The organism is Neisseria sp. HMSC03D10, from assembly GCF_001807625.1.
GTDB classification, from domain to species: Bacteria; Pseudomonadota; Gammaproteobacteria; order Burkholderiales; family Neisseriaceae; genus Neisseria; species Neisseria mucosa.
This window is the reverse complement of the sequence record NZ_KV789502.1, coordinates 10956-30522: the sequence shown is the minus strand read 5'-3', so window position 1 is coordinate 30522 and position 19567 is coordinate 10956. Positions and strand designations below refer to the sequence as shown.

Here is a 19567-nt window from a genome sequence, read left to right as displayed (position 1 = left end):
TGCAGGGAAAATGGAGAACGCGTGCGTGCGTACCGCACACACCCTAAATGTGGGCTACGGCTTTCTTGGATTTGCCGTTGATTGAAGGTCGTCTGAAAAGAAAAAAAGCAGCATGCACAATCTATTTTCCTTGCAGACCCCTTAATCCCAACAGCCGCCCCGTCCTATCTCCCGTGGGAGAGAGTTAGAGAGAGGGCAACAAGCCACAAGGCTTGTATTGGGGCGGTTAGGGTGTTGAGAAAGATTGTCGTGATTTGGGAGAATGCCCTCTCCCCAACCCTCCCCCACGGGGGAGGGGGCAAATTGCAGCGGATTCAAGCGTTGCAGGCTGTCTGAAAAAGAATGCCTGAAATATCAACGGCAGGAATTTTTCAGGTAGCCTTTATCGCAAAGCAGATGGAACAAACGCCGCGAGCGTTTTTTCAGACGACCTTTGAACCATCGGTAGGGTGTGTGCCGCAAGGCACTCACGCGGTGGGTTGGGGTTGCAGGGAAAATGGAGAACGCGTACATACCGCACAAGCCCTACATATGGGCTACAGCTTTCTATTTTCCCTGCATCACCCTTAATCCCAACAGCCGCCCTGTCCTCTCTCCCGTGGGAGAGAGTTAGAGAGAGGGCAACAAGCCGCAAGGCTTGTATTGGGACGGTTAGAGTTAGGGTGTTGGGAAAGGTTGCCGCAATTTGGAGAATGCCCTCTCCCCCTCTCCCCCACGGGGGAGGGAGCAGGTTACAGCGGATTCAAGCGTTACAGGTCGTCTGAAAAAAGAATGCCCAAACCTCAACGGCAGGAATTTTTCAGGCAGCTTTTATCGCAAGGCAGATGTAACAAACGCCGCGAGCGTTTTTTCAGACGGCCTTTGAACCATCGGTAGGGTGTGTGCCGCAAGGCACTCACGCGGTGGGTTGGGGTTGCAGGGAAAATGGAGAACGCGTGCGTGCGTATCGCACGCACCCTATATGCGGGCTACGGCTTGCTACGCTTGCTTGTTTTAAGATATCAAGAACAAGGTAAATTATTATGTGTAAAAGCATAAGAAATATATTTCAATATATAAAAAAATTCCTAATCACTAATAAAAATAATGCAATTATAATTAATATAATTTTATTATTAATCTTAATTTTTATAGATATATTAAGAATTTTTGATTCAGATTTAAATATAGCTTATGGATTTATATATCAAGTATATCTATCTCCATTATTTATAAGCACCATGGCATTATCATGTTTGATTGTAATTGGAATTGATTTTATACTAGAAAAAAAGTTTGCTTACAAAATTATAAGCAGTAAAAAATCGCTAATAATAACTATGGTAAGTATATGTGCATCCCCATTAATATTCATATTATTAGCATTTTTCTCTGACCATCGCTCCGATATCTCCTATACTGCATTATATGGAGTTATAGCATATATTTTTGGGTTATTTACTCCCTGTTTATATTATCTTTTTGTAGAAAAAATTTACCCATATATTATCAGCAGAGAGTGGACATTTATATATAATTTGCTTTTACTCTTTTTTATAGTATCGATTTTTATGATGGTATTGAGTACTATTAATAGCCTTGGACCAATAAATAATTTAAAAGAAATTCCTCTTTTTACCGCAATGTACAGTTTGCTAGGTAGTTTTTTAGGTTCAGAATTGTGTAATCTATACAATGCTAGAAAGAAAAATACTAAATAGTATATATTTAAAACTGGATCATAATTAATTGATAAAGAAAGACCCTCCCCATGCCCAAACGTACCGACCTAAAATCCATCCTTATCATCGGCGCCGGCCCTATCGTTATCGGTCAGGCCTGCGAATTTGACTATTCGGGCGCACAGGCCTGTAAGGCTTTGCGTGAAGAAGGCTATAAAGTCATTCTGGTGAATTCCAACCCCGCCACCATCATGACCGACCCTGAAATGGCGGATGTTACCTACATCGAGCCGATTATGTGGCAGACGGTGGAGAAGATTATCGCCAAGGAGCGGCCTGATGCGATTCTGCCCACGATGGGCGGTCAGACTGCGCTGAACTGTGCGCTGGATTTGGCGCGCAACGGCGTGCTGGCGAAATACAATGTCGAGCTGATTGGCGCGACCGAAGACGCGATTGACAAAGCAGAAGACCGAGGCCGCTTTAAAGAAGCGATGGAGAAAATCGGTTTGTCTTGCCCGAAATCTTTTGTCTGCCACACCATGAATGAGGCTTTGGCAGCGCAAGAACAGGTCGGCTTCCCTACCCTGATTCGCCCTTCTTTCACGATGGGTGGTTCGGGCGGTGGCATTGCCTACAATAAAGACGAGTTTTTGGCGATTTGCGAACGCGGTTTCGATGCGTCGCCCACGCATGAGCTGCTGATTGAGCAGTCCGTGCTCGGCTGGAAAGAGTACGAAATGGAGGTGGTGCGCGATAAGAACGATAACTGCATCATTATTTGCTCGATTGAAAACTTCGACCCGATGGGCGTGCATACGGGCGACTCGATTACGGTTGCGCCGGCGCAAACGCTGACGGACAAGGAATACCAAATCATGCGCAACGCAAGCTTGGCGGTATTGCGCGAAATCGGCGTGGACACGGGCGGCTCGAACGTTCAGTTTGCGGTGAACCCTGAAAACGGCGAGATGATTGTGATTGAGATGAACCCGCGCGTGAGCCGTTCGTCCGCGCTGGCTTCCAAAGCGACGGGTTTCCCGATTGCGAAAGTGGCGGCGAAGCTGGCGGTCGGCTTTACGCTGGACGAGTTGCGCAACGACATCACTGGCGGCCGCACGCCCGCGTCGTTCGAGCCTTCCATCGACTATGTCGTGACCAAAATCCCGCGTTTCGCGTTTGAAAAATTCCCCGCCGCAGACGACCGCCTGACCACGCAGATGAAATCGGTGGGCGAAGTGATGGCGATGGGCCGCACCATTCAGGAAAGTTTCCAAAAAGCCCTGCGCGGCTTGGAAACCGGCTTGTGCGGTTTCAATCCGCGCAGCGAAGACAAAGCGGAAATCCGCCGCGAACTGGCGAACCCAGGTCCTGAACGTATGCTGTTTGTAGCAGACGCATTCCGCGCGGGCTTTACGCTGGAAGAAATCCACGAAATCTGCGCCATCGACCCTTGGTTCCTAGCGCAAATCGAAGACTTAGTGAAAGAAGAACGGCAGGTAAGTGCAGGCTGCCTGCAAGATTTGGATTTCGCCGCCTTACGTCGTCTGAAACGCAAAGGCTTCTCCGACAAACGCATCGCGCAGCTTTTGGGCGTAAAAGAAAAAGAAGTGCGCGAACACCGCTACGCGCTGAAGCTGCATCCCGTCTATAAACGCGTCGATACCTGCGCCGCCGAGTTCGCCACCGAAACCGCCTACCTCTATTCCACTTACGAAGAAGAATGCGAAGCGCGTCCTTCCGACCGTAAAAAAGTGATGATTCTCGGCGGCGGCCCGAACCGCATCGGTCAAGGCATCGAGTTTGACTACTGCTGCGTTCACGCCGCGCTCGCCCTGCGCGAATCGGGCTTTGAAACGATTATGGTCAACTGCAACCCCGAAACCGTGTCCACCGACTTCGACACCAGCGACCGCCTGTATTTCGAGCCGCTGACGCTGGAAGACGTGTTGGAAATCGTCCGCACCGAAAACCCGTGGGGCGTGATTGTGCATTACGGCGGCCAAACCCCGCTCAAACTCGCCAACGCGCTGGTTGAAAACGGCGTGAACATCATCGGCACATCCGCCGACAGCATCGACGCCGCCGAAGACCGCGAACGCTTCCAAAAAGTGTTGAACGACTTAGGCCTGCGCCAACCACCCAACCGCATCGCCCACAACGAAGAAGAAGCGCTCGTCAAAGCCGAAGAAATCGGCTATCCGCTGGTCGTGCGCCCGTCTTACGTCCTCGGCGGCCGCGCCATGCAGGTCGTCCACTCCGCCGAAGAGCTGCAAAAATACATGCGCGAAGCCGTGCAGGTATCCGAAGACAGCCCCGTGTTGCTCGACTTCTTTCTGAACAACGCGATTGAAGTCGATGTGGACTGCGTTTCAGACGGCAAAGACGTCGTTATCGGCGGCATTATGCAGCACGTCGAACAGGCAGGCATCCACTCCGGCGACTCCGGCTGCTCGCTGCCGCCCTACTCGCTCAGCGAAGAAATCCAAGACGAAATCCGCCGCCAAACCAAAGCCATGGCCTACGCGCTGGGCGTGGTCGGCCTGATGAACGTACAGTTCGCCGTGCAGGACGGCGTGGTGTTCGTGTTGGAAGTGAACCCGCGCGCCAGCCGTACCGTGCCCTTCGTCTCCAAAGCCACCGGCGTGCCGCTCGCCAAAGTCGGCGCACGCTGTATGGCAGGTATTTCCCTGCAAGAGCAAGGCGTGGAAAAAGAAGTCGTCCCCGATTTCTATGCCGTTAAAGAAGCCGTGTTCCCCTTCATCAAATTCCCCGGCGTGGACACCATCCTCGGCCCGGAAATGCGCTCCACCGGCGAAGTGATGGGCGTGGGCGCAAGCTTCGGCGAAGCCTACTACAAAGCCCAACTCGGTGCAGGCGAACGCCTGAACCCGACCGGCAAAATCTTCCTCGCCGTGCGCGACGAAGACAAACCGCTCATCGTCAAAACCGCGCAAAACTTCCAAGCACTCGGCTACGGCGTCTGCGCCACACGCGGCACCGCCGAATACCTGAAAGAGCACGGCATCATCGTGCAGGCAGTGAACAAAGTACAGGAAGGCCGCCCGCACATCGTGGATGCGATTAAAAACGGCGAAATCGCGCTGGTGGTCAACACCGTCAGCAGCTCGGCACAATCCATCGCCGACAGCCACAGCATCCGCCGCACCTCCCTCACCCAACGCGTGCCGCAATACACCACCATCGCCGGCGGCGAAGCCATGAGCGAAGGCGCAAAAAGCCGCGACCACTTGGGCGTGTACAGCGTGCAGGAATTGCATGGACGGTTGAAAAACAGAGGCTGAATCTGAATCGGGTTTAGCTTGAACAAAAGGTCGTCTGAAAATAAGACTTATCTTTCAGACGACCTTTTGCCATCCGCCTCCCAAACTGCTAAACTATTTACATTATTTTTACTTGAGACATACGCACACATGAAAGACCCAGAGCAGAGCAGCATGACCGCCCGCCGTTTTTCGTGCGTATCGATATGAATCAGGCAGCTTGAGCGTTTCAGGCTGCCTTTTCGCGTTTGAACACAAAGGAATACAAAAATCATGGATTTCAGTTGGTTGGCAGAGCCGCATACTTGGATAGGCTTTGCCACGCTTCTGGTACTCGAAGTCGTCTTGGGGATAGACAACCTCGTTTTCGTCGCCATTTTGGCGAACAAAGTCAAACCTGCCCAACGCGACCGCGCGCGCATTACCGGTTTGGGGCTTGCGGTCGTTATCCGCATCATCATGCTCGGCTTCATGGCGCACATCATGACCCTGACGCACCCGCTGTTCCACATCAGCGGGTTGGACGTTTCCGGCAAAGACATGATTATGCTCGCGGGCGGTATCTTCCTGCTCTACAAAGCCACCACCGAGCTGCACGAACGCCTCGAAGGGCATAACCAGTTTGCCGTTGCCGACAGTCAGAAAAAACACGCGCGATTTTGGAGCGTGGTTGCCCAAATCCTGATTCTTGACGCGGTATTTTCCATCGATTCCGTCATCACTGCCGTTGCGATGGTCGATCACATCGTCGTCGCCATGGGCGCGGTTGCCGTTGCCATGACCGTCATGATTTCCGCCAGCAAACCGCTGACCGAGTTTGTGGACAGGCATCCTACCGTCGTCATGCTCTGCTTGGGTTTCCTGCTAATGATCGGTTTCAGCCTCATTGCCGAAGCCTTCCATTTCCACATCCCGAAAGGCTACCTCTACGCCGCTATCGGCTTCTCCATCCTGATTGAAGCGTTCAACCAAATTTCGCAGCGTAACAGCCGCAAAAACGACTACATCAGCAGCTCGTGGCGCAAGCGCACCGCCGAGAACGTCTTGGGCATGATGGGCATACGCGAAAGCGTGCTTGCCAAAGCGGGGGACGAAGCGGAGGACGACGGGCATTTCGAAGAAAACGAAAAATCCATGATACGCAGCGTCCTCACGCTTGCCGAACGTCCCATCCTCGGCGTGATGATTCCCCGCCGCGACATTGAGCGTTTGGACATCTCCCAAAGCCGCGAAGAGCAACACGCCCAACTGCAAAACACCCCGTACAGCCGCCTGCTCGTCGTCGGTAAAGCCGGTGTGGACGAACCGTTGGGCTACATCAACAAAAAAGACCTGCTCGCCCAACTGCTCGAAACCGGCGAACTCAATATCCAAGCCGTCCTGCGCCAGCCGCTCGTCCTGCCGGACAGTACGACCGCATTGGGTGCGATTGAACTGTTCCGCCAAAGCAGCGCGGATTATGCTTTGGTGGTCGATGAATTCGGCGCGGTTTTGGGCATGGTTACCATGAAAGACCTGCTGGAAACCATCGCAGGCGAATTCCCCGAAGAGTTTGAACGCCAAGAAGAACCCGCCGTTCAAGAAAATGCCGACGAAAGTCTGACTGTGGACGGTTCGTTTGAATACGTCGACCTCGCGCCGCAACTCAACCTCCCGCCGCAGGAAGAAGATGCCGACTTCCACACCGTTGCGGGGCTGATTATGGAAGAGCTGCAAAGCATTCCCGATGTCGGCGACTTTGCCGACTTCCACGGCTGGCGTTTCCAAGTCGTTGAAAAAGACGGTCAACGCATCGAGCGGGTACAGATCACCAAGCTGCCTGACGAAGGATAATCAAATTATCATTGTGAAATAAAAAGGTCGTCTGAAAACCTTAATTCAAGGTTTTCAGACGACCTTCTTTCATGCTTTCTAAACCAAACGCCTTTAAAACGCTTCGCCGACTTTCACGCCGCCGGCGGTGTCTTTAGGCGTGGCAAGTTGCGCGGTCATGGCTTGTGCGGCTTGGAAATCTGGGGTTTGCATCACGGTTTGGGCGGCTTCTTTGCCCAGTGTGTTCGCCATGTATTGCCAGCGGTTTGCCAAATCGGGATTGACGGGGATTTGGAAGCCGTCGCGCAGTTCGTCCACGAGGTCGGGACGGTTGCAGACGAGGACGATGTCGCAGCCTGCCGTAAAGGATGCGTTTGCACGTTCTTTGATGCCGCCCGCTGCGCCTGCGCCTTCCATCGTGAGGTCGTCTGAAAAGATAACGCCTTTAAATCCGATGTCTTGGCGCAGGATTTGTTTGAGCCATTTTTCGGAGAAACCGGCGGGCTTGCCGTCAATTTGCGGATAAACGACGTGGGCGGGCATGACCGCCGCCATGCCTGCGCTGCTTAAGGCGCGGAACGGAATCATGTCGGCGGCTTCGAGTTCGGCAAGGCTGCGCGTGTCTTCGGGTTGCACCAAATGGCTGTCGCCTTCGACGAATCCGTGTCCGGGGAAATGTTTGCCGCAGGATTTCATGCCGCCCCGGTTCAGACCTTTTTGCAGGGCAAGGGCGAGCTGGGTTACGGTGTCGGCGTTGTGGTGGAAACTGCGGTTGCCGATGACGGGGCATGTTCCCCAATCGAGGTCGAGGACGGGCGTGAAGGAGAGGTCTATGCCGCAGGCGGTCAGTTCCGTCGCCAATACCCAGCCGACCTGCTCGGCTTTTTCTTTGGCAGCGGCTTCGCCTTCGGTATCCCAAATCTGCCCTAAGGTGTTCATGGCGGGCAGTCGGGTGAAGCCTTCGATAAAGCGTTGCACCCTGCCGCCTTCGTGATCGACGGCGATGATGAGTTCAGGCGTGCGCAGTGCTTTGATTTCTTGAACAAGGGCTTTGAGCTGCCCGACGTTTTCGAAGTTGCGGCGGAACAGGATGACGCCGCCGATAGACGGGTCGAGCAAGCGTTGTTTTTCTTCTTCGGTCAGACAGTAGGCGGCGACGTCTACCATAACGGGGCCGCGCGGGATGGAATGGGGAGCGTTCATTTTTGGATTCCTTAAAATGTTTTCAGACGACCTTAAAGTATCAAAGGTCGTCTGAAAACGGGAAAACACATTAGGCAGCTTTGCCTTTTTTGTCTTTCAGTATGAAGATGAGGGCGGTCATAACGACGCCGGTGGCGAAAAAGCCCAGCCAAGCCGATTGCGTCATACCCAACACGAGGTAGCCTGCCGCTGCCGCGCCTGCGACGGTCAGGGCGTAAGGCAGTTGCGATGTAACGTGGTCGATGTGGTTGCAATGCGCGCCGGTGGAAGACAGGATGGTGGTGTCGGAAATGGGCGAACAGTGGTCGCCGCAAACCGCGCCTGCCATCACGGCGGACATACACGGGATAACCAACGATGCATCGACTTTAACCGCCATCGCTGCGGCAATCGGCAGCATAATGCCGAACGTGCCCCAGCTTGTGCCTGTGGCGAACGCCATCACGCTGGCAAGCAGGAAGAGGATGACGGGCAGGAAGCCGGGATGGATGTTGTCTGCAACCAGCGTGGAGAGGTAGTCGCCGGTGTGCATTTCGCTGACGACGGTGCTGATGAGCCAGGCAAGAATCAGGATGGTAATCGCGCCGAACATCGAAGATATGCCCTGACGGACGGCTTTGGGATAGTCGGCGGCCTTGATGGTGCCGAGTGTGCAGAGGACGACGGCGAGTACGCCGCAAGTACCGCCGAACACCAGCGAAGTGTTTACATCGGTATTTTCAAACGCACCCAAAATGCTGAAGGTTTCGCTTGCCTGCGCGCCTGTGTAAATCATGGCGGAAACGGTGGATGCGATCAACACCAAAACAGGGATAATCAGCGCGTAAACCCTGCCTTTGGGGCCGTCAGAGCCGGTGGATTCGTCATGAGTTTCCTGCAATGCCGCTTTTTCAAGGCGCGCCATCGAGCCGATGTCGAAAGAAAACCAAGCGACGACAAACACCATGATCAGCGCGAACAGGGCGTAATAATTCATCAGGCTCATGGCGACGAACACACCCATCGGCGTGTATCCAGTGATGTGGTAGGTAACGAGCAGACCTGCCAGCGTGGCGATAATCGATGCGCCCCAGCTTGAAACCGGCATCAGTACGCACATCGGCGCAGCAGTGGAATCAAGGATATACGCCAGTTTGGCGCGGGAAACTTTGAATTTGTCGGTAACGGGGCGTGCAATCGCACCGACGGCAAGACTGTGGAAATAGTCGTCGATAAAGGTAACGAATACGAGGCAGGCAGTCAGCATTTTTGCGCCGCGCCGCCCTTTGATGTGTTGCTTCGCCCAATCGGCAAACGCCTGATTGCTGCCCGAAAAGGTTAAAAGAGAAGTGAAAATACCGAGTAACAACAAGAAAATCAGGATTTTAGGTTTTCCCAGCGACCAATCGCCGTCTGCCCAAGCCAGTCCGACCACCATGTCTTTCAGGTGTGTCAGTCCGTCAATCGGGCTGCCGCCGACCAAAAAGGCAACGCCGACCAAAATACCGATGCCCAAAGACAACAGCACGCGGCGGGTAATGACGGCAAGCGCCAATGCCAAAAACGGCGGCACGACGGATAAAAACGAATGTGAATAATCAATCAGGTGCATAATATTTTTATTAATAGGAAGTCAATCGGAGCGGAACGTTTTCAGACGACCTTTGAATGCGATTGTTGACAAAGCCAAAAGAGCAAAACCATCAAAAAACAAACAAATCAATCAGTTGCTAAAATTACAAAATACCCGCCACCTTAGGATGGCGGGTATTCTATCATTGAATGGCGCTTGCGTTGCACCTTATTGCAGGGTCAGGGCGAGGAAAAGCGTATTGCCGTCGCGCTGAACCAGCAGCGGCACATTTTTGCCCGCGCCTGCCAACGCGCTGCGGAAGCTTGATTCGTCGTTGACGCTGATTTGGCTGACAGCGAGGATTTCGTCACCGCGTTTGAGTCCGGCACGTTCCGCCGCTCCGCTGACGCGGGAAACAATCAGGCGGCTTTTGCCTGCACCTTCATCGACGCGCAGGGTCAGTCCCGTATTATCGACGGTAAAGCCGTCTGCCGGATTTGCCTGCTGCGGCTGCTCGGTAGCGCGTGAAGACGTTTCGTTCTGCTCCGCCATGCTGCCGAGTTTGACTTTCACATTAATCTTCTCGCCTTTGCGCCATACTTCCAGCGTGACTTCCTTACCCGGCAGCATCGAGCCGACCATAACCGGCAAATCGCTGGACACGCGCACTTCTTCGCCGTTGACGCTGCGGACGATGTCGCCCACTTGCAATCCTGCCTGCATGGCAGGGCTGTTCGGCATCACTTTGGCAATCAACGCGCCGCTGGCTTTGTCCAAACCGAACGATTTCGCCAGATCGTAAGACACTTCCTGAATAATCACGCCCAACTGACCGCGCTGAACCTTACCGCTGGTTTTCAACTGCTCGGCAACGTTCATCGCCACATCAATCGGAATCGCGAAGGAAATGCCCATAAATCCGCCGCTGCGGCTGTAAATTTGAGAGTTGATGCCGACTACCTGACCTTTCAGGTTAAACAGCGGGCCGCCGGAGTTGCCCGGATTGATGGCAACGTCGGTTTGGATGAAAGGCGTGTAGCTTTCGTTCGGCAGGCTGCGTCCTTTGGCGGACACGATGCCCGAAGTAACGCTGTTGTCAAAACCGAACGGCGCGCCGATGGCGGCAACCCACTCGCCTGGTTTCAAATCTTTCGGATTGCCGATTTTGACGACGGGCAATTCTTCCGAAGCTTCAATTTTCAACAGCGCGACATCGGATTGCGTATCCGAACCGATCAGTTTGGCAGTATATTCGCGCTTATCGTTGAGCAGGACTTTGATATTGCCCATGCCGGCGACGACGTGGGCATTGGTCAGGATATAGCCGTCTTTACTGATGATAAAGCCGGAGCCGAAATTCAAATCATCGTCGGCAGATTGGTCTTCCGGCATATCGGGCATATTCGGAACAAGGCGTTTGAAAAACTCGTAAAACGGGTCGTTGTCCGGAAACTGGCTCAAGTCCATGCCCTGCTCTTCAGACTGCCCGCTGCCTGCGGCACGTCCGGCGGGGGACGCTTGGATATTGACCACCGCCTGACCTTCGTTTTGCACCAATTGTGCGAAATCGGGCAGCAGCATACCGACGCTGCCGTCATTTTTGGAGGGTTCGATTCTCTGTACGAATTCTTCGCTTTTACTCTCGCCGCCGAAGAAGCTGCTGATTTTGTCGCAGCCGCCCAAAGCCAGCGCAGAAGCCGTTACCAAAGCAAAGTATCTGTATTTTTTCATTTTTTCGCGCACCGCGTTTCCTTTTCCGAATAACGGATTATGTTCTTGCATCTTAAAAAACCGGGGTCGTCTGAAACTTTTATCGTTTTCCAACCCGATAAGGTCGAATTTTACCTTTTGCCCGTATTTTTTCAAGCATTTCATTTTAAATAAAAAAATGCCGTCAGAAATTTTAACCTAATGGGAAGGTTGTTTTGTTGATTGTTTACAATTTATCAACGTTTACATCAACTTCGCGCCATACTCGCATAAATCATTAATCATACATTTCCCGCATTGCGGCTTCTGCGCCTTGCAAGTGTAGCGTCCGTGCAAAATCAGCCAGTGGTGCGCATCCATCAAAAACTCTTTCGGCACAAAGCGCATCAGCTTGTCCTCTACCTCGCGCACATCCTTGCCCGGCGCGATTTTGGTACGGTTGGACACCCTGAAGATGTGCGTATCGACCGCCATGACGGGATGGCCGAACGCCGTGTTCAACACCACGTTTGCCGTCTTGCGCCCCACGCCCGGCAACGATTCCAAAGCCTCGCGGTCTTCCGGCACTTCGCCGTTGTATTTTTCCAGCAGGATGCGGCAAGTCTGCATGATGTGTTTGGACTTGGTTTTATAAAGCCCGATGGTTTTCGTGTATTCCATCACGCCGTCCAAACCCAAATCCAACATCGCCTGCGGCGTATTGGCAACCGGAAACAGCTTCGCCGTCGCCTTATTCACGCCCACGTCGGTCGCCTGCGCCGACAGCAAAACGGCAATCAAAAGCTCGAAGGGGGAATTGAAATGAAGCTCGGTGGTCGGATGGGGATTGGCAGCGCGGAAACGCTCGAAAATTTCTTGGCGGATCTGTTTGTTCATGGGGGTACGGGTAGGATTTGTGTGTATCTTTATCGTTTGCCCGATTATAGCGCAAAAGGTCGTCTGAAAACGCCAACCGCTTTTTCAGACGGCCACTTAATATTCCCGGATCCCTATTCTTACGTTATATTCCATCCCTTTTAAAAATGAAAGTCGTCTGAAAATATGTTGGGCAAACTGGATACTTGGCTGATGGAACACCCGAAACGGGATGATTTGCACGGCTGGCGGCGTTTTGCGGTCGAATTTTGGTTTTTCGGACTGAAAGAAGCGCGCGCCTGTTTGTTTGCAGGTTTGTTTTTCATCGCCATGTTCCTGATTCCGAAAACAGGCTGGCTGGGGGTTTCACGCTATGACCTGCTGCTGATTTTTGCAGTCTCCGTGCAGGTTGCGATGCTGTATTTCAAGCTGGAAACGTGGGACGAAGTGAAATCGATTACGCTTTTTCACTTGGTGGGCTTTGCTTTGGAGTGGTTCAAGACATCGGGCGACATCCAGTCTTGGAGCTATCCGGACGAGGCATACACCAAAATCGGCGGCGTGCCGCTGTTTGCAGGCTTTATGTATGCGGCGGTCGGCAGCTACATCATTCAGGCTTGGCGGCTCTTTAATATCAGAATCAAAAGCCATCCGCCGTATTGGTTGAGCACATTGTGCGCGCTGGCAATTTACGTCAATTTTTTCACTCATCACTATCTCGGCGACTACCGCTGGTATCTCGCCGCATTCGCGCTCGGGCTTTATGCGCGGACAACGGTTTTATACACGCCCTATGACACTACCCGAAAAATGCCGCTCCTGCTGTCTTTCGTCCTAATCGGTTTTTTCATTTGGCTGGCGGAAAACTTAGGGACTTTGTTCGGCGTTTGGCGTTATCCCAACCAAATCGGCGCATGGGCATCGGTACACATCAGCAAATGGAGTTCGTGGGCTTTGCTGGTGATGATGACGTTTACCATCGTGGCGAATTTAAAACACGTCAAACACACCATCAGCGTTTCTAAAGATTAATGTTCGATACTGCGAAAAGGTCGTCTGAAAATGCCTCTTCCGCTTTTTCAGACGACCCCTTCCCTATTCCACTTACGCTTCCTGCGCGTCCACATCCACCGACCATCTGATTTTGCCGTCGCGGTTTTGCTGCAACACCTGCACCCACAAACTCACGGCGCGGTGTAAATCCTGTCGGGACGGAGATTCGAGGAAGATTTGCGCGCGTTCGCGTTCGGCGAGGCGCACCATCAGCATGGGGGCGGCACCGAACTGTGAGACGCTTTCGGGTAAAAGCGGGGCGAGGGTTTCTTTGGCGGCGTTGAGAAATTCCATCGCATCGGCAACGCGCGGCGCGTCGGCGCGGACGGCGGTCTGGAAACCGAAGGGCGGCATGGCGAACATTTGCCGCTCGTTCAATTCGTTTTCGGCAAACACGGCGTAGTCCTGCGCTTTGACGGCGGCGAAGACGGGATGTTCGGGCAGTTGGGTCTGTATCAGCACCTTGCCGGGTTTGTCGGCGCGCCCCGCCCTGCCGGACACTTGCATCAGCTCGGCGAACAGCCTTTCCGGCGCGCGGAAATCCGCGCTGTACAGGCTACCGTCGGCGTTCAACACGATAACGAGGTTGAGCCGCGCGAAATCATGGCCTTTGGCGAGCATCTGCGTGCCGACCAGAATGTCGATTTCGTTGTCGGCGATGCGGCGGTACAAATCCGCCCAGTCGTTTTTGTGCGCGGTGCTGTCCCTATCGACGCGGACAACGGTTGCTTTCGGCAGGAAGGCGCGCAGAGTTTCTTCGACGCGCTGCGTGCCGTGCCCGACGGCGGTCAGGTCTTGGTTGCCGCAGTCGGGGCATTTGAACGGGACGGGTTCGCGGTGGTCGCAGTGGTGGCAGCGCAGTTGGCGGGCGCGTTGGTGCAGCACCATTTTGGCGGAGCAGTTCGGGCAGCCGAAGGTATGGCCGCAGTCACCGCAAAACAGCGCGGGCGCAAAACCGCGCCGGTTGAGGTACACCAGTGACATGCCGCCCGCTTCAAAATTCTGTTTCAAAAGCTGCAAGGCTTGCGGTGAGAAGCCGTTGTCGAGTTTCAGACGGCCTACGTTGAGGATGTCCACTTGCGGCAGTTGCGCAGCGGTATGGGCGCGCTCGGTCAGTTGCAGCAGGCGGTACGCGCCGCTTTGCGCCTTGTGCCAGCTCTCCAAGCTGGGCGTAGCGCTGCCCAACACGACGGGGCAGCCGCTCTGCTTCGCCCGCCACACCGCCAAATCGCGGGCATGGTAGCGCAATTCGTTGTCCTGCTTGAACGAGCCGTCGTGTTCCTCATCGACCACAATCAGCCCGACATCAGGCAAAGGCGTGAACACCGCCAGCCGCGTGCCGATGACCAGCTTCGCCTGCCCCAACATCGTGCGCAGATAATCCTGCGTGCGCCTGCCTGCCGCCATCTGGCTGTGCAACACGGCGGTCGGTACGTCGGCAAAACGGTTTTCCACCCGTTTCAAAAGCTGCGGCGTAAGGTTAATTTCGGGCAACAGAAACAACACCTGCCGCCCCTGCGCCAACACTTTCGCCATCGCATCGAAATACACTTCGGTCTTGCCGCTGCCGGTGATGCCGTACAGCAGAAACGGTTGAAAACTGCCGAAGGTCGTCTGAATTTCATCGGAAGCCTTCTGTTGGTTGGCGTTGAGCTGAAATTCAGACGACCTTAAAACGGGTTTCGCCGCTTCCGCAGTTTCAATCCAACCCTGCTCCGCCCAATCCTCAATCAATTTCGCCGCCTGCGCGTTCACCTGCTTCAACGCCGCCATCGTCATTCCGCCCGACAGCAGCGCGCTCCACAAAGCCGCTTTTTTGTTGAACCGCGCCGGCGGCGGAATTTGCGCCCTGCCCGCTTCGTTCAGCGCGTAAAACAACGGCGGCTGCGGCATTTCCACCGCGCGCGTTTCCTTCAAACCCTGCGGCAGCGCGGCAAACACCGCCTGCCCCGTCGGATAGTGGTAATAACGCGACGTAAACGAGAGCAAATCACGCCAGTTTTCAGGCAGCGGCGGCTCGTCCGAAAAGGCCGTCTGAACACCCAAAATCCGCGCCGCGTCCATATCGGGCGCAATATCCGTTTCCCACACAATCCCGACCACGGTTTTGTTGCGGAAAGGCACAAGCACCCGCGTTCCCTGCGGCAGCCGCTCGGAATGGGAATAAGTCAAAAGGCCGTCTGAAAGCGGCACGTTTACGGCGATACGGTGGTAGTTCATACAGGCAGACAAATCGTTTTTTTGCGTATTTTAACAGCCGAAAGCTATTTTCAGACGATAAATTGAGCCTCAATACAATGCAGGCATGACAGAGGTTTGATACAATGCGGTTTTCTTGACACACGCCTATACTTAAAAATGAAAACCAAATTAATCAAAATCTTAGCCCCCATCGCTCTGATCTCACTGACCGCGTGCGGGCAAACCCCCGTTTCACAGGCAAATGCAGCGCCCTCTTCAGCCGCCAAGCCCGCCGCCCCCGTACAAGGCAAAGTCGGCGAAGCCTTGAAAGCCCGCCTCGAAAAAATTTACGAATCCCAAGGCCTGAAAGTCATCAGCGTCAGCGAAACCCCTATTCAAGGCATTTATGAAGTCGTTGTCAGCGGCAAACAAATCATTTACACCGATGCCAAAGGCGACTATATGTTCGTCGGCGACCTCATCGACGTCAACACGCGCAAAAGCCTGACCGACGAACGCGCCGCCGATTTGAACAAAATCGACTTCGCCTCCCTGCCTTTGGACAAAGCCATTAAAGAAGTGCGCGGCAACGGCAGCCTGAAAGTCGCCGTCTTCTCCGATCCCGACTGCCCGTACTGCAAACGCTTGGAACACGAGTTTGAAAAAATGACCGACATCACGATTTACAACTTCATGATGCCGATTCCGAGCCTGCACCCCGATGCCGCGCGTAAAGCCGAAATTTTGTGGTGCCAGCCCAACCCGACCCAAGCCTGGACCGACTGGATGCGCAAAGGCCAATTCCCGAGCGGCAAAGCCAATTGCGACAATCCCGTTGCCGAAACCACTTCTTTGGGCGAACAATTCGGCTTCAACGGCACACCTACCCTCGTCTTCCCGAACGGCCGCAGCCAAAGCGGATACAGCCCTATGCCGCACCTCAAAAAAATCATCGAAGACAATCAGAAATAAGATTGGCTTCAAGATACGGCAAAGGTCGTCTGAAAACCTTGTATATCGGTTTTCAGACGACCTTTTTCTTTAATTATAGTGGATTAAAATAAAAATGAGACAAGGCGGCAACGCCCGCCGTGTACAGGTAGTACATAAGGGCGTTGGCAACGCCGTATCATTGCAATTTTAATCCACTATATCAGACAAATCCCGTTTATTTCACCTTAGTCGCCATCAACGTATGCAACCGGCGGTTGTCGGCGCGGGCGACAGTGAACTGCAAACCGCCGATCACGACTTTTTCGCCACGCACGGGCAAGTGTCCCAATTCCTGAATAACCAGTCCGCCGATGCTGTCGGCTTCTTCGCTGCTGTAATCCGTACCGAAAAAGGCGTTGATGTCTTCGATTTCGGTTACGGCGTTGATACGCCAGCGCTCGGTGGAAACAGCGTGGATATTGTCCGCGCTTTCGTCTTCGTCAAACTCGTCTTCGATGTCGCCGACGATTTGTTCGATAATGTCTTCAAAAGTTACCAGACCCGACGTGCCGCCGTATTCGTCGATAACGATTGCCATGTGGTTGCGCTGCTCTCGAAATTCTTTCAAAAGCGCGTTCAGCGATTTGCCTTCGGGTACAAAAACGGCAGGACGAAGGATGGATTTGAGGTTGAACTGCTCGGGATTAAACATGTATTTGAGCAGGTCTTTGGCATGCAGGATGCCGAGGACTTCGTCTTTGTCTTCGCCGATGACGGGGAAGCGGGAATGGGCGGTTTCGATGACGTAGGCAGTGATGCGCTCGATGCTGTCGTTTTCTTTCAAAACGTTCATGTGGCTGCGGGTAATCATGGCATCGCGCACTTCCAAGTCGGCAAAGTCGAGGACTTTTTCCAGCCGCAAAAGTGTATCCGCGTCAAACACTTCCTGCTCGTGCGCCTGCCGCAGCAGGCTGAGTACGTCTTCGGCGGAATCGGGTTCGCCGGCAAGTCGGGAAATCAAACGTTCGAAAAATGTCGGTTTCGACCGGGTGTCGTCCATTTCAGTATTCGTCCTCTTGGTAGGGGTTGGGATAACCTGCCGCCTGCATCAGGCGGATTTCGAGCGCCTCCATTTCTTCGGCCTCGGTCTCTTCGATGTGGTCGTAGCCCATCAGGTGCAATGTGCCGTGCATGGTCAGGTGGGCAAAGTGCTGCTCGGCGGTTTTGCCCTGCTCGGCAGCTTCTTTCAATACGACTTGCGGGCAGATGATTAAATCGCCGCAAAGCTCGTCTGAAAACTGATCGGGCAGGATTTCGCCTTCGTTCAAGGCAAAACTCAACACATTGGTGGCGTAGTCTTTGCTGCGGTAATCGCGGTTGTAGGCGCGGGCTTCTTCTTCGTCCAGCAGAATCAGGCTGATGTCGGCGCGGCGGTATTCGTTTTTCAACGCCGCCCATGCCCAGCGGTAGAAATCGCGTTCGCTCGGAAGGTCGGCGGCGGTTGAGGCGTTTTCAAAATTCAGGCAGAAACGTTGCCGCTGCAACGATAAGAAGGGATATTTTTTGGCGCGTTTCATGCTGTAAGGCTGTTGGGGTTAAAATGTTTTTAGAGAATAAGTTTTATTTTACGGCAGTATGAACTAACATCATGCTGACAGATCTTGTATCCGTTTCTTGCGGTCTGTCGAAATCGGCATTTCAATGCCGGTACACATTATAGTTTATTTCGTTGCAACAGATATAGTGCAACGGCTTCTCCGACAGCTTCGCAGCGGAATACCTTTATCAACCACGGTAATTGCAAATGAACAAATTTCTTTTCCCCCTACTGATTGCCCTGACAGCCTGCTCCCCGCAAAACAAAATCGAAACGTCGGCTGCCAAACCGACGGAAACTCAGGTCGAAAAAAACAGCGGCGATACGGTCAAAATGACAGGAACAGTCCATTATTCGCTCGAACAGGCGGAATTTACCGCCGACGGGAAAACCTATTTCATCAACGGCGGCGACATCCTGATGGATCAAGTAGAAAAAAACCGCCTGAGTTCCGGCTCATATAACGTTACCCTGAACAATGTCTGCATTCAGGGAAAAGTGCTGACCAAAGAACAAAACCAAGGCAACGGATTCGGCCCCTTGGGCAAGTACAGTCAGGCGGTTAGCGTAGAAAGTTTGTGTTAGACTGTCGAACTTCCCGCCTCATGAATTAGAAAATCAGAAACTGCAAATGAACCCGAAAAAACTCGTTATCGCCAGCCGCGAAAGCCTGCTTGCCATGTGGCAGGCAAAACATATCCAAGGTCGTCTGAAAACCCTGTATCCCGACTGCGAAGTCGAAATCTTGGGCATGACCACGCGCGGCGACCAGATTTTGGACAAAACCCTGTCGAAAATCGGCGGCAAAGGCCTGTTTATCAAAGAGTTGGAACAAGCCTTGCAAGACGGACGCGCCGATTTGGCAGTGCATTCGATTAAAGACGTGCCGATGGATTTGCCCGAAGGCTTCGCCCTTGCCGCCATCGGCGAGCGCGCCAATCCGTTTGACGCGTTCGTATCCAACCAATACGCGCGTTTGGAAGAAATGCCCAAAGGCGCGATTGTCGGCACATCCAGCCTGCGCCGCGAAGCCCAGTTGCGCGCCCGCTATCCGCACTTAGTCATCAAACCCCTGCGCGGCAACGTACAAACCCGCCTGTCCAAACTCGACAACGGCGAATACGATGCCATCATCCTCGCCGCCGCCGGATTGCAGCGTTTGGAACTGGACGAACGCATCCGCCTGATTCTCTCCGAAGCCGACAGCCTGCCCGCTGCCGGACAAGGCGCGTTGGGCATCGAAATCGCCGCACACCGCACTGACCTTCTTGACGTATTAAAATCCTTAAACCACGATGTCACACACGCCTGCGTGACCGCCGAACGCGCCCTCGCCCGCGCTTTGGGCGGAAGCTGCCAAGTACCGCTTGCCGCGTATTGCACCGAAGAAGACGGCCTGCTCACCCTGCGCGGACTGGTCGGACACCCCGACGGCTCGGTAATCTTGCAGGCAGACGCGCAAGCCCCCTCCGCCTACACCGATGCGCTCGGACGCGCAGTCGCCAAAAAGCTGGCGGACGACGGAGCGCAGGAATTGATTGAAGCCGTTTTGAAAGAACAAGCCGAATAAATCGGTTGGCAAGAAAAGGTCGTCTGAAAAACGTTTTCAGACGACCTTTTGCCATTCGCCGCCAAACTTGAAAGACGGCACAAATAAGCGCAAAATGTTAACAAGTTAACCTATGGCTTCTCTTATTTATAGTGGATTAACTTTAAATCAGGACAA

Annotated in this window: 15 protein-coding genes; 7 read left to right on the top strand and 8 right to left on the bottom strand. The window is 53.5% G+C overall.

What is annotated here, in order from left to right; all coding sequences use genetic code 11:
• Positions 1 to 354: 354 nt before the first annotated feature.
• The gene (locus HMPREF3066_RS13065; protein ID WP_168160645.1) at positions 355 to 513 is read right to left on the bottom strand and encodes a hypothetical protein; all 159 of its coding nucleotides are present in this window, start codon (positions 511 to 513) and stop codon (positions 355 to 357) included.
• A 509-nt stretch (positions 514 to 1022) separates the two neighbouring features.
• Here HMPREF3066_RS13065 and HMPREF3066_RS02300 point away from each other — a divergent pair.
• The 3 genes from HMPREF3066_RS02300 to HMPREF3066_RS02290 all read left to right on the top strand — a co-directional run bounded on the left by HMPREF3066_RS02300 (position 1023) and on the right by HMPREF3066_RS02290 (position 6778).
• Positions 1023 to 1700: a hypothetical protein gene (locus tag HMPREF3066_RS02300; RefSeq protein WP_070440198.1), complete on the top strand. Its 678-nt coding sequence runs from the start codon at positions 1023 to 1025 to the stop codon at positions 1698 to 1700.
• A 50-nt stretch (positions 1701 to 1750) separates the two neighbouring features.
• Positions 1751 to 4966: a carbamoyl-phosphate synthase large subunit gene (gene carB, locus HMPREF3066_RS02295; protein ID WP_070440196.1), complete on the top strand. Its 3216-nt coding sequence runs from the start codon at positions 1751 to 1753 to the stop codon at positions 4964 to 4966.
• Between the two features lie 252 nt (positions 4967 to 5218).
• Positions 5219 to 6778, top strand: coding sequence for a TerC family protein (locus HMPREF3066_RS02290; protein WP_070440194.1), 1560 nt, complete (start codon positions 5219 to 5221; stop codon positions 6776 to 6778).
• A 93-nt stretch (positions 6779 to 6871) separates the two neighbouring features.
• On the opposite strand, the gene nagZ is transcribed toward HMPREF3066_RS02290, so the two are convergent.
• The 4 genes from nagZ to nth form a co-directional block, all read right to left on the bottom strand.
• Complete coding sequence (nagZ, locus tag HMPREF3066_RS02285) at positions 6872 to 7960, bottom strand: beta-N-acetylhexosaminidase (RefSeq protein WP_070440192.1); 1089 nt, start codon at positions 7958 to 7960, stop codon at positions 6872 to 6874.
• 70 nt (positions 7961 to 8030) lie between these two features.
• Positions 8031 to 9551, bottom strand: a complete 1521-nt coding sequence (locus tag HMPREF3066_RS02280) for a Na+/H+ antiporter NhaC family protein (protein ID WP_070440190.1) — start codon at positions 9549 to 9551, stop codon at positions 8031 to 8033.
• A gap of 189 nt (positions 9552 to 9740) precedes the next feature.
• Positions 9741 to 11243, bottom strand: coding sequence for a DegQ family serine endoprotease (locus HMPREF3066_RS02275; protein ID WP_411713524.1), 1503 nt, complete (start codon positions 11241 to 11243; stop codon positions 9741 to 9743).
• Between the two features lie 222 nt (positions 11244 to 11465).
• Positions 11466 to 12098, bottom strand: a complete 633-nt coding sequence (nth, locus tag HMPREF3066_RS02270; RefSeq protein ID WP_019269879.1) for an endonuclease III — start codon at positions 12096 to 12098, stop codon at positions 11466 to 11468.
• A gap of 165 nt (positions 12099 to 12263) precedes the next feature.
• On the opposite strand from nth, the gene HMPREF3066_RS02265 reads away from it, so the two are divergent.
• A complete protein-coding gene (locus tag HMPREF3066_RS02265) occupies positions 12264 to 13109 on the top strand; it encodes a DUF817 domain-containing protein (protein WP_039406723.1) in 846 nt (281 codons plus the stop codon).
• A gap of 72 nt (positions 13110 to 13181) precedes the next feature.
• On the opposite strand, the gene HMPREF3066_RS02260 is transcribed toward HMPREF3066_RS02265, so the two are convergent.
• Positions 13182 to 15350 carry a primosomal protein N' gene (locus HMPREF3066_RS02260; RefSeq protein WP_070440187.1) on the bottom strand — a complete coding sequence of 723 codons (2169 nt, stop codon included), beginning with the start codon at positions 15348 to 15350 and terminating at the stop codon, positions 13182 to 13184.
• A gap of 138 nt (positions 15351 to 15488) precedes the next feature.
• On the opposite strand from HMPREF3066_RS02260, the gene HMPREF3066_RS02255 reads away from it, so the two are divergent.
• Positions 15489 to 16283: a DsbC family protein gene (locus tag HMPREF3066_RS02255; RefSeq protein WP_060974618.1), complete on the top strand. Its 795-nt coding sequence runs from the start codon at positions 15489 to 15491 to the stop codon at positions 16281 to 16283.
• Positions 16284 to 16479: 196 nt separating this feature from the next.
• Here the strand turns inward: HMPREF3066_RS02255 and HMPREF3066_RS02250 are convergent, their stop codons facing one another.
• The gene (locus HMPREF3066_RS02250; protein ID WP_003757575.1) at positions 16480 to 17304 is read right to left on the bottom strand and encodes an HlyC/CorC family transporter; all 825 of its coding nucleotides are present in this window, start codon (positions 17302 to 17304) and stop codon (positions 16480 to 16482) included.
• Between the two features lies 1 nt (position 17305).
• Complete coding sequence (gene ybeY, locus HMPREF3066_RS02245; RefSeq protein ID WP_003779150.1) at positions 17306 to 17821, bottom strand: rRNA maturation RNase YbeY; 516 nt, start codon at positions 17819 to 17821, stop codon at positions 17306 to 17308.
• Positions 17822 to 18048: 227 nt separating this feature from the next.
• Here ybeY and HMPREF3066_RS02240 point away from each other — a divergent pair, with 227 nt between their 5' ends.
• Positions 18049 to 18426 carry a hypothetical protein gene (locus HMPREF3066_RS02240; protein WP_060974533.1) on the top strand — a complete coding sequence of 126 codons (378 nt, stop codon included), beginning with the start codon at positions 18049 to 18051 and terminating at the stop codon, positions 18424 to 18426.
• Positions 18427 to 18472: 46 nt separating this feature from the next.
• Complete coding sequence (gene hemC / locus HMPREF3066_RS02235) at positions 18473 to 19411, top strand: hydroxymethylbilane synthase (RefSeq protein ID WP_070440185.1); 939 nt, start codon at positions 18473 to 18475, stop codon at positions 19409 to 19411.
• Positions 19412 to 19567 lie beyond the last annotated feature (156 nt).

Coding starts and splice junctions, on each gene's coding strand:
- carB (WP_070440196.1), top strand. CDS start 1,751: ATGCCCAAACGTACCGACCTAAAATCCATCCTTATCATCGGCGCCGGC.
- HMPREF3066_RS02250 (WP_003757575.1), bottom strand. CDS start 17,304: ATGGACGACACCCGGTCGAAACCGACATTTTTCGAACGTTTGATTTCC.
- HMPREF3066_RS02280 (WP_070440190.1), bottom strand. CDS start 9,551: ATGCACCTGATTGATTATTCACATTCGTTTTTATCCGTCGTGCCGCCG.
- ybeY (WP_003779150.1), bottom strand. CDS start 17,821: ATGAAACGCGCCAAAAAATATCCCTTCTTATCGTTGCAGCGGCAACGT.
- HMPREF3066_RS02255 (WP_060974618.1), top strand. CDS start 15,489: ATGAAAACCAAATTAATCAAAATCTTAGCCCCCATCGCTCTGATCTCA.
- HMPREF3066_RS02260 (WP_070440187.1), bottom strand. CDS start 15,350: ATGAACTACCACCGTATCGCCGTAAACGTGCCGCTTTCAGACGGCCTT.
- HMPREF3066_RS02275 (WP_411713524.1), bottom strand. CDS start 11,243: ATGAAAAAATACAGATACTTTGCTTTGGTAACGGCTTCTGCGCTGGCT.
- HMPREF3066_RS13065 (WP_168160645.1), bottom strand. CDS start 513: ATGTACGCGTTCTCCATTTTCCCTGCAACCCCAACCCACCGCGTGAGT.
- HMPREF3066_RS02265 (WP_039406723.1), top strand. CDS start 12,264: ATGTTGGGCAAACTGGATACTTGGCTGATGGAACACCCGAAACGGGAT.
- HMPREF3066_RS02290 (WP_070440194.1), top strand. CDS start 5,219: ATGGATTTCAGTTGGTTGGCAGAGCCGCATACTTGGATAGGCTTTGCC.
- nth (WP_019269879.1), bottom strand. CDS start 12,098: ATGAACAAACAGATCCGCCAAGAAATTTTCGAGCGTTTCCGCGCTGCC.
- nagZ (WP_070440192.1), bottom strand. CDS start 7,960: ATGAACGCTCCCCATTCCATCCCGCGCGGCCCCGTTATGGTAGACGTC.
- hemC (WP_070440185.1), top strand. CDS start 18,473: ATGAACCCGAAAAAACTCGTTATCGCCAGCCGCGAAAGCCTGCTTGCC.
- HMPREF3066_RS02240 (WP_060974533.1), top strand. CDS start 18,049: ATGAACAAATTTCTTTTCCCCCTACTGATTGCCCTGACAGCCTGCTCC.
- HMPREF3066_RS02300 (WP_070440198.1), top strand. CDS start 1,023: ATGTGTAAAAGCATAAGAAATATATTTCAATATATAAAAAAATTCCTA.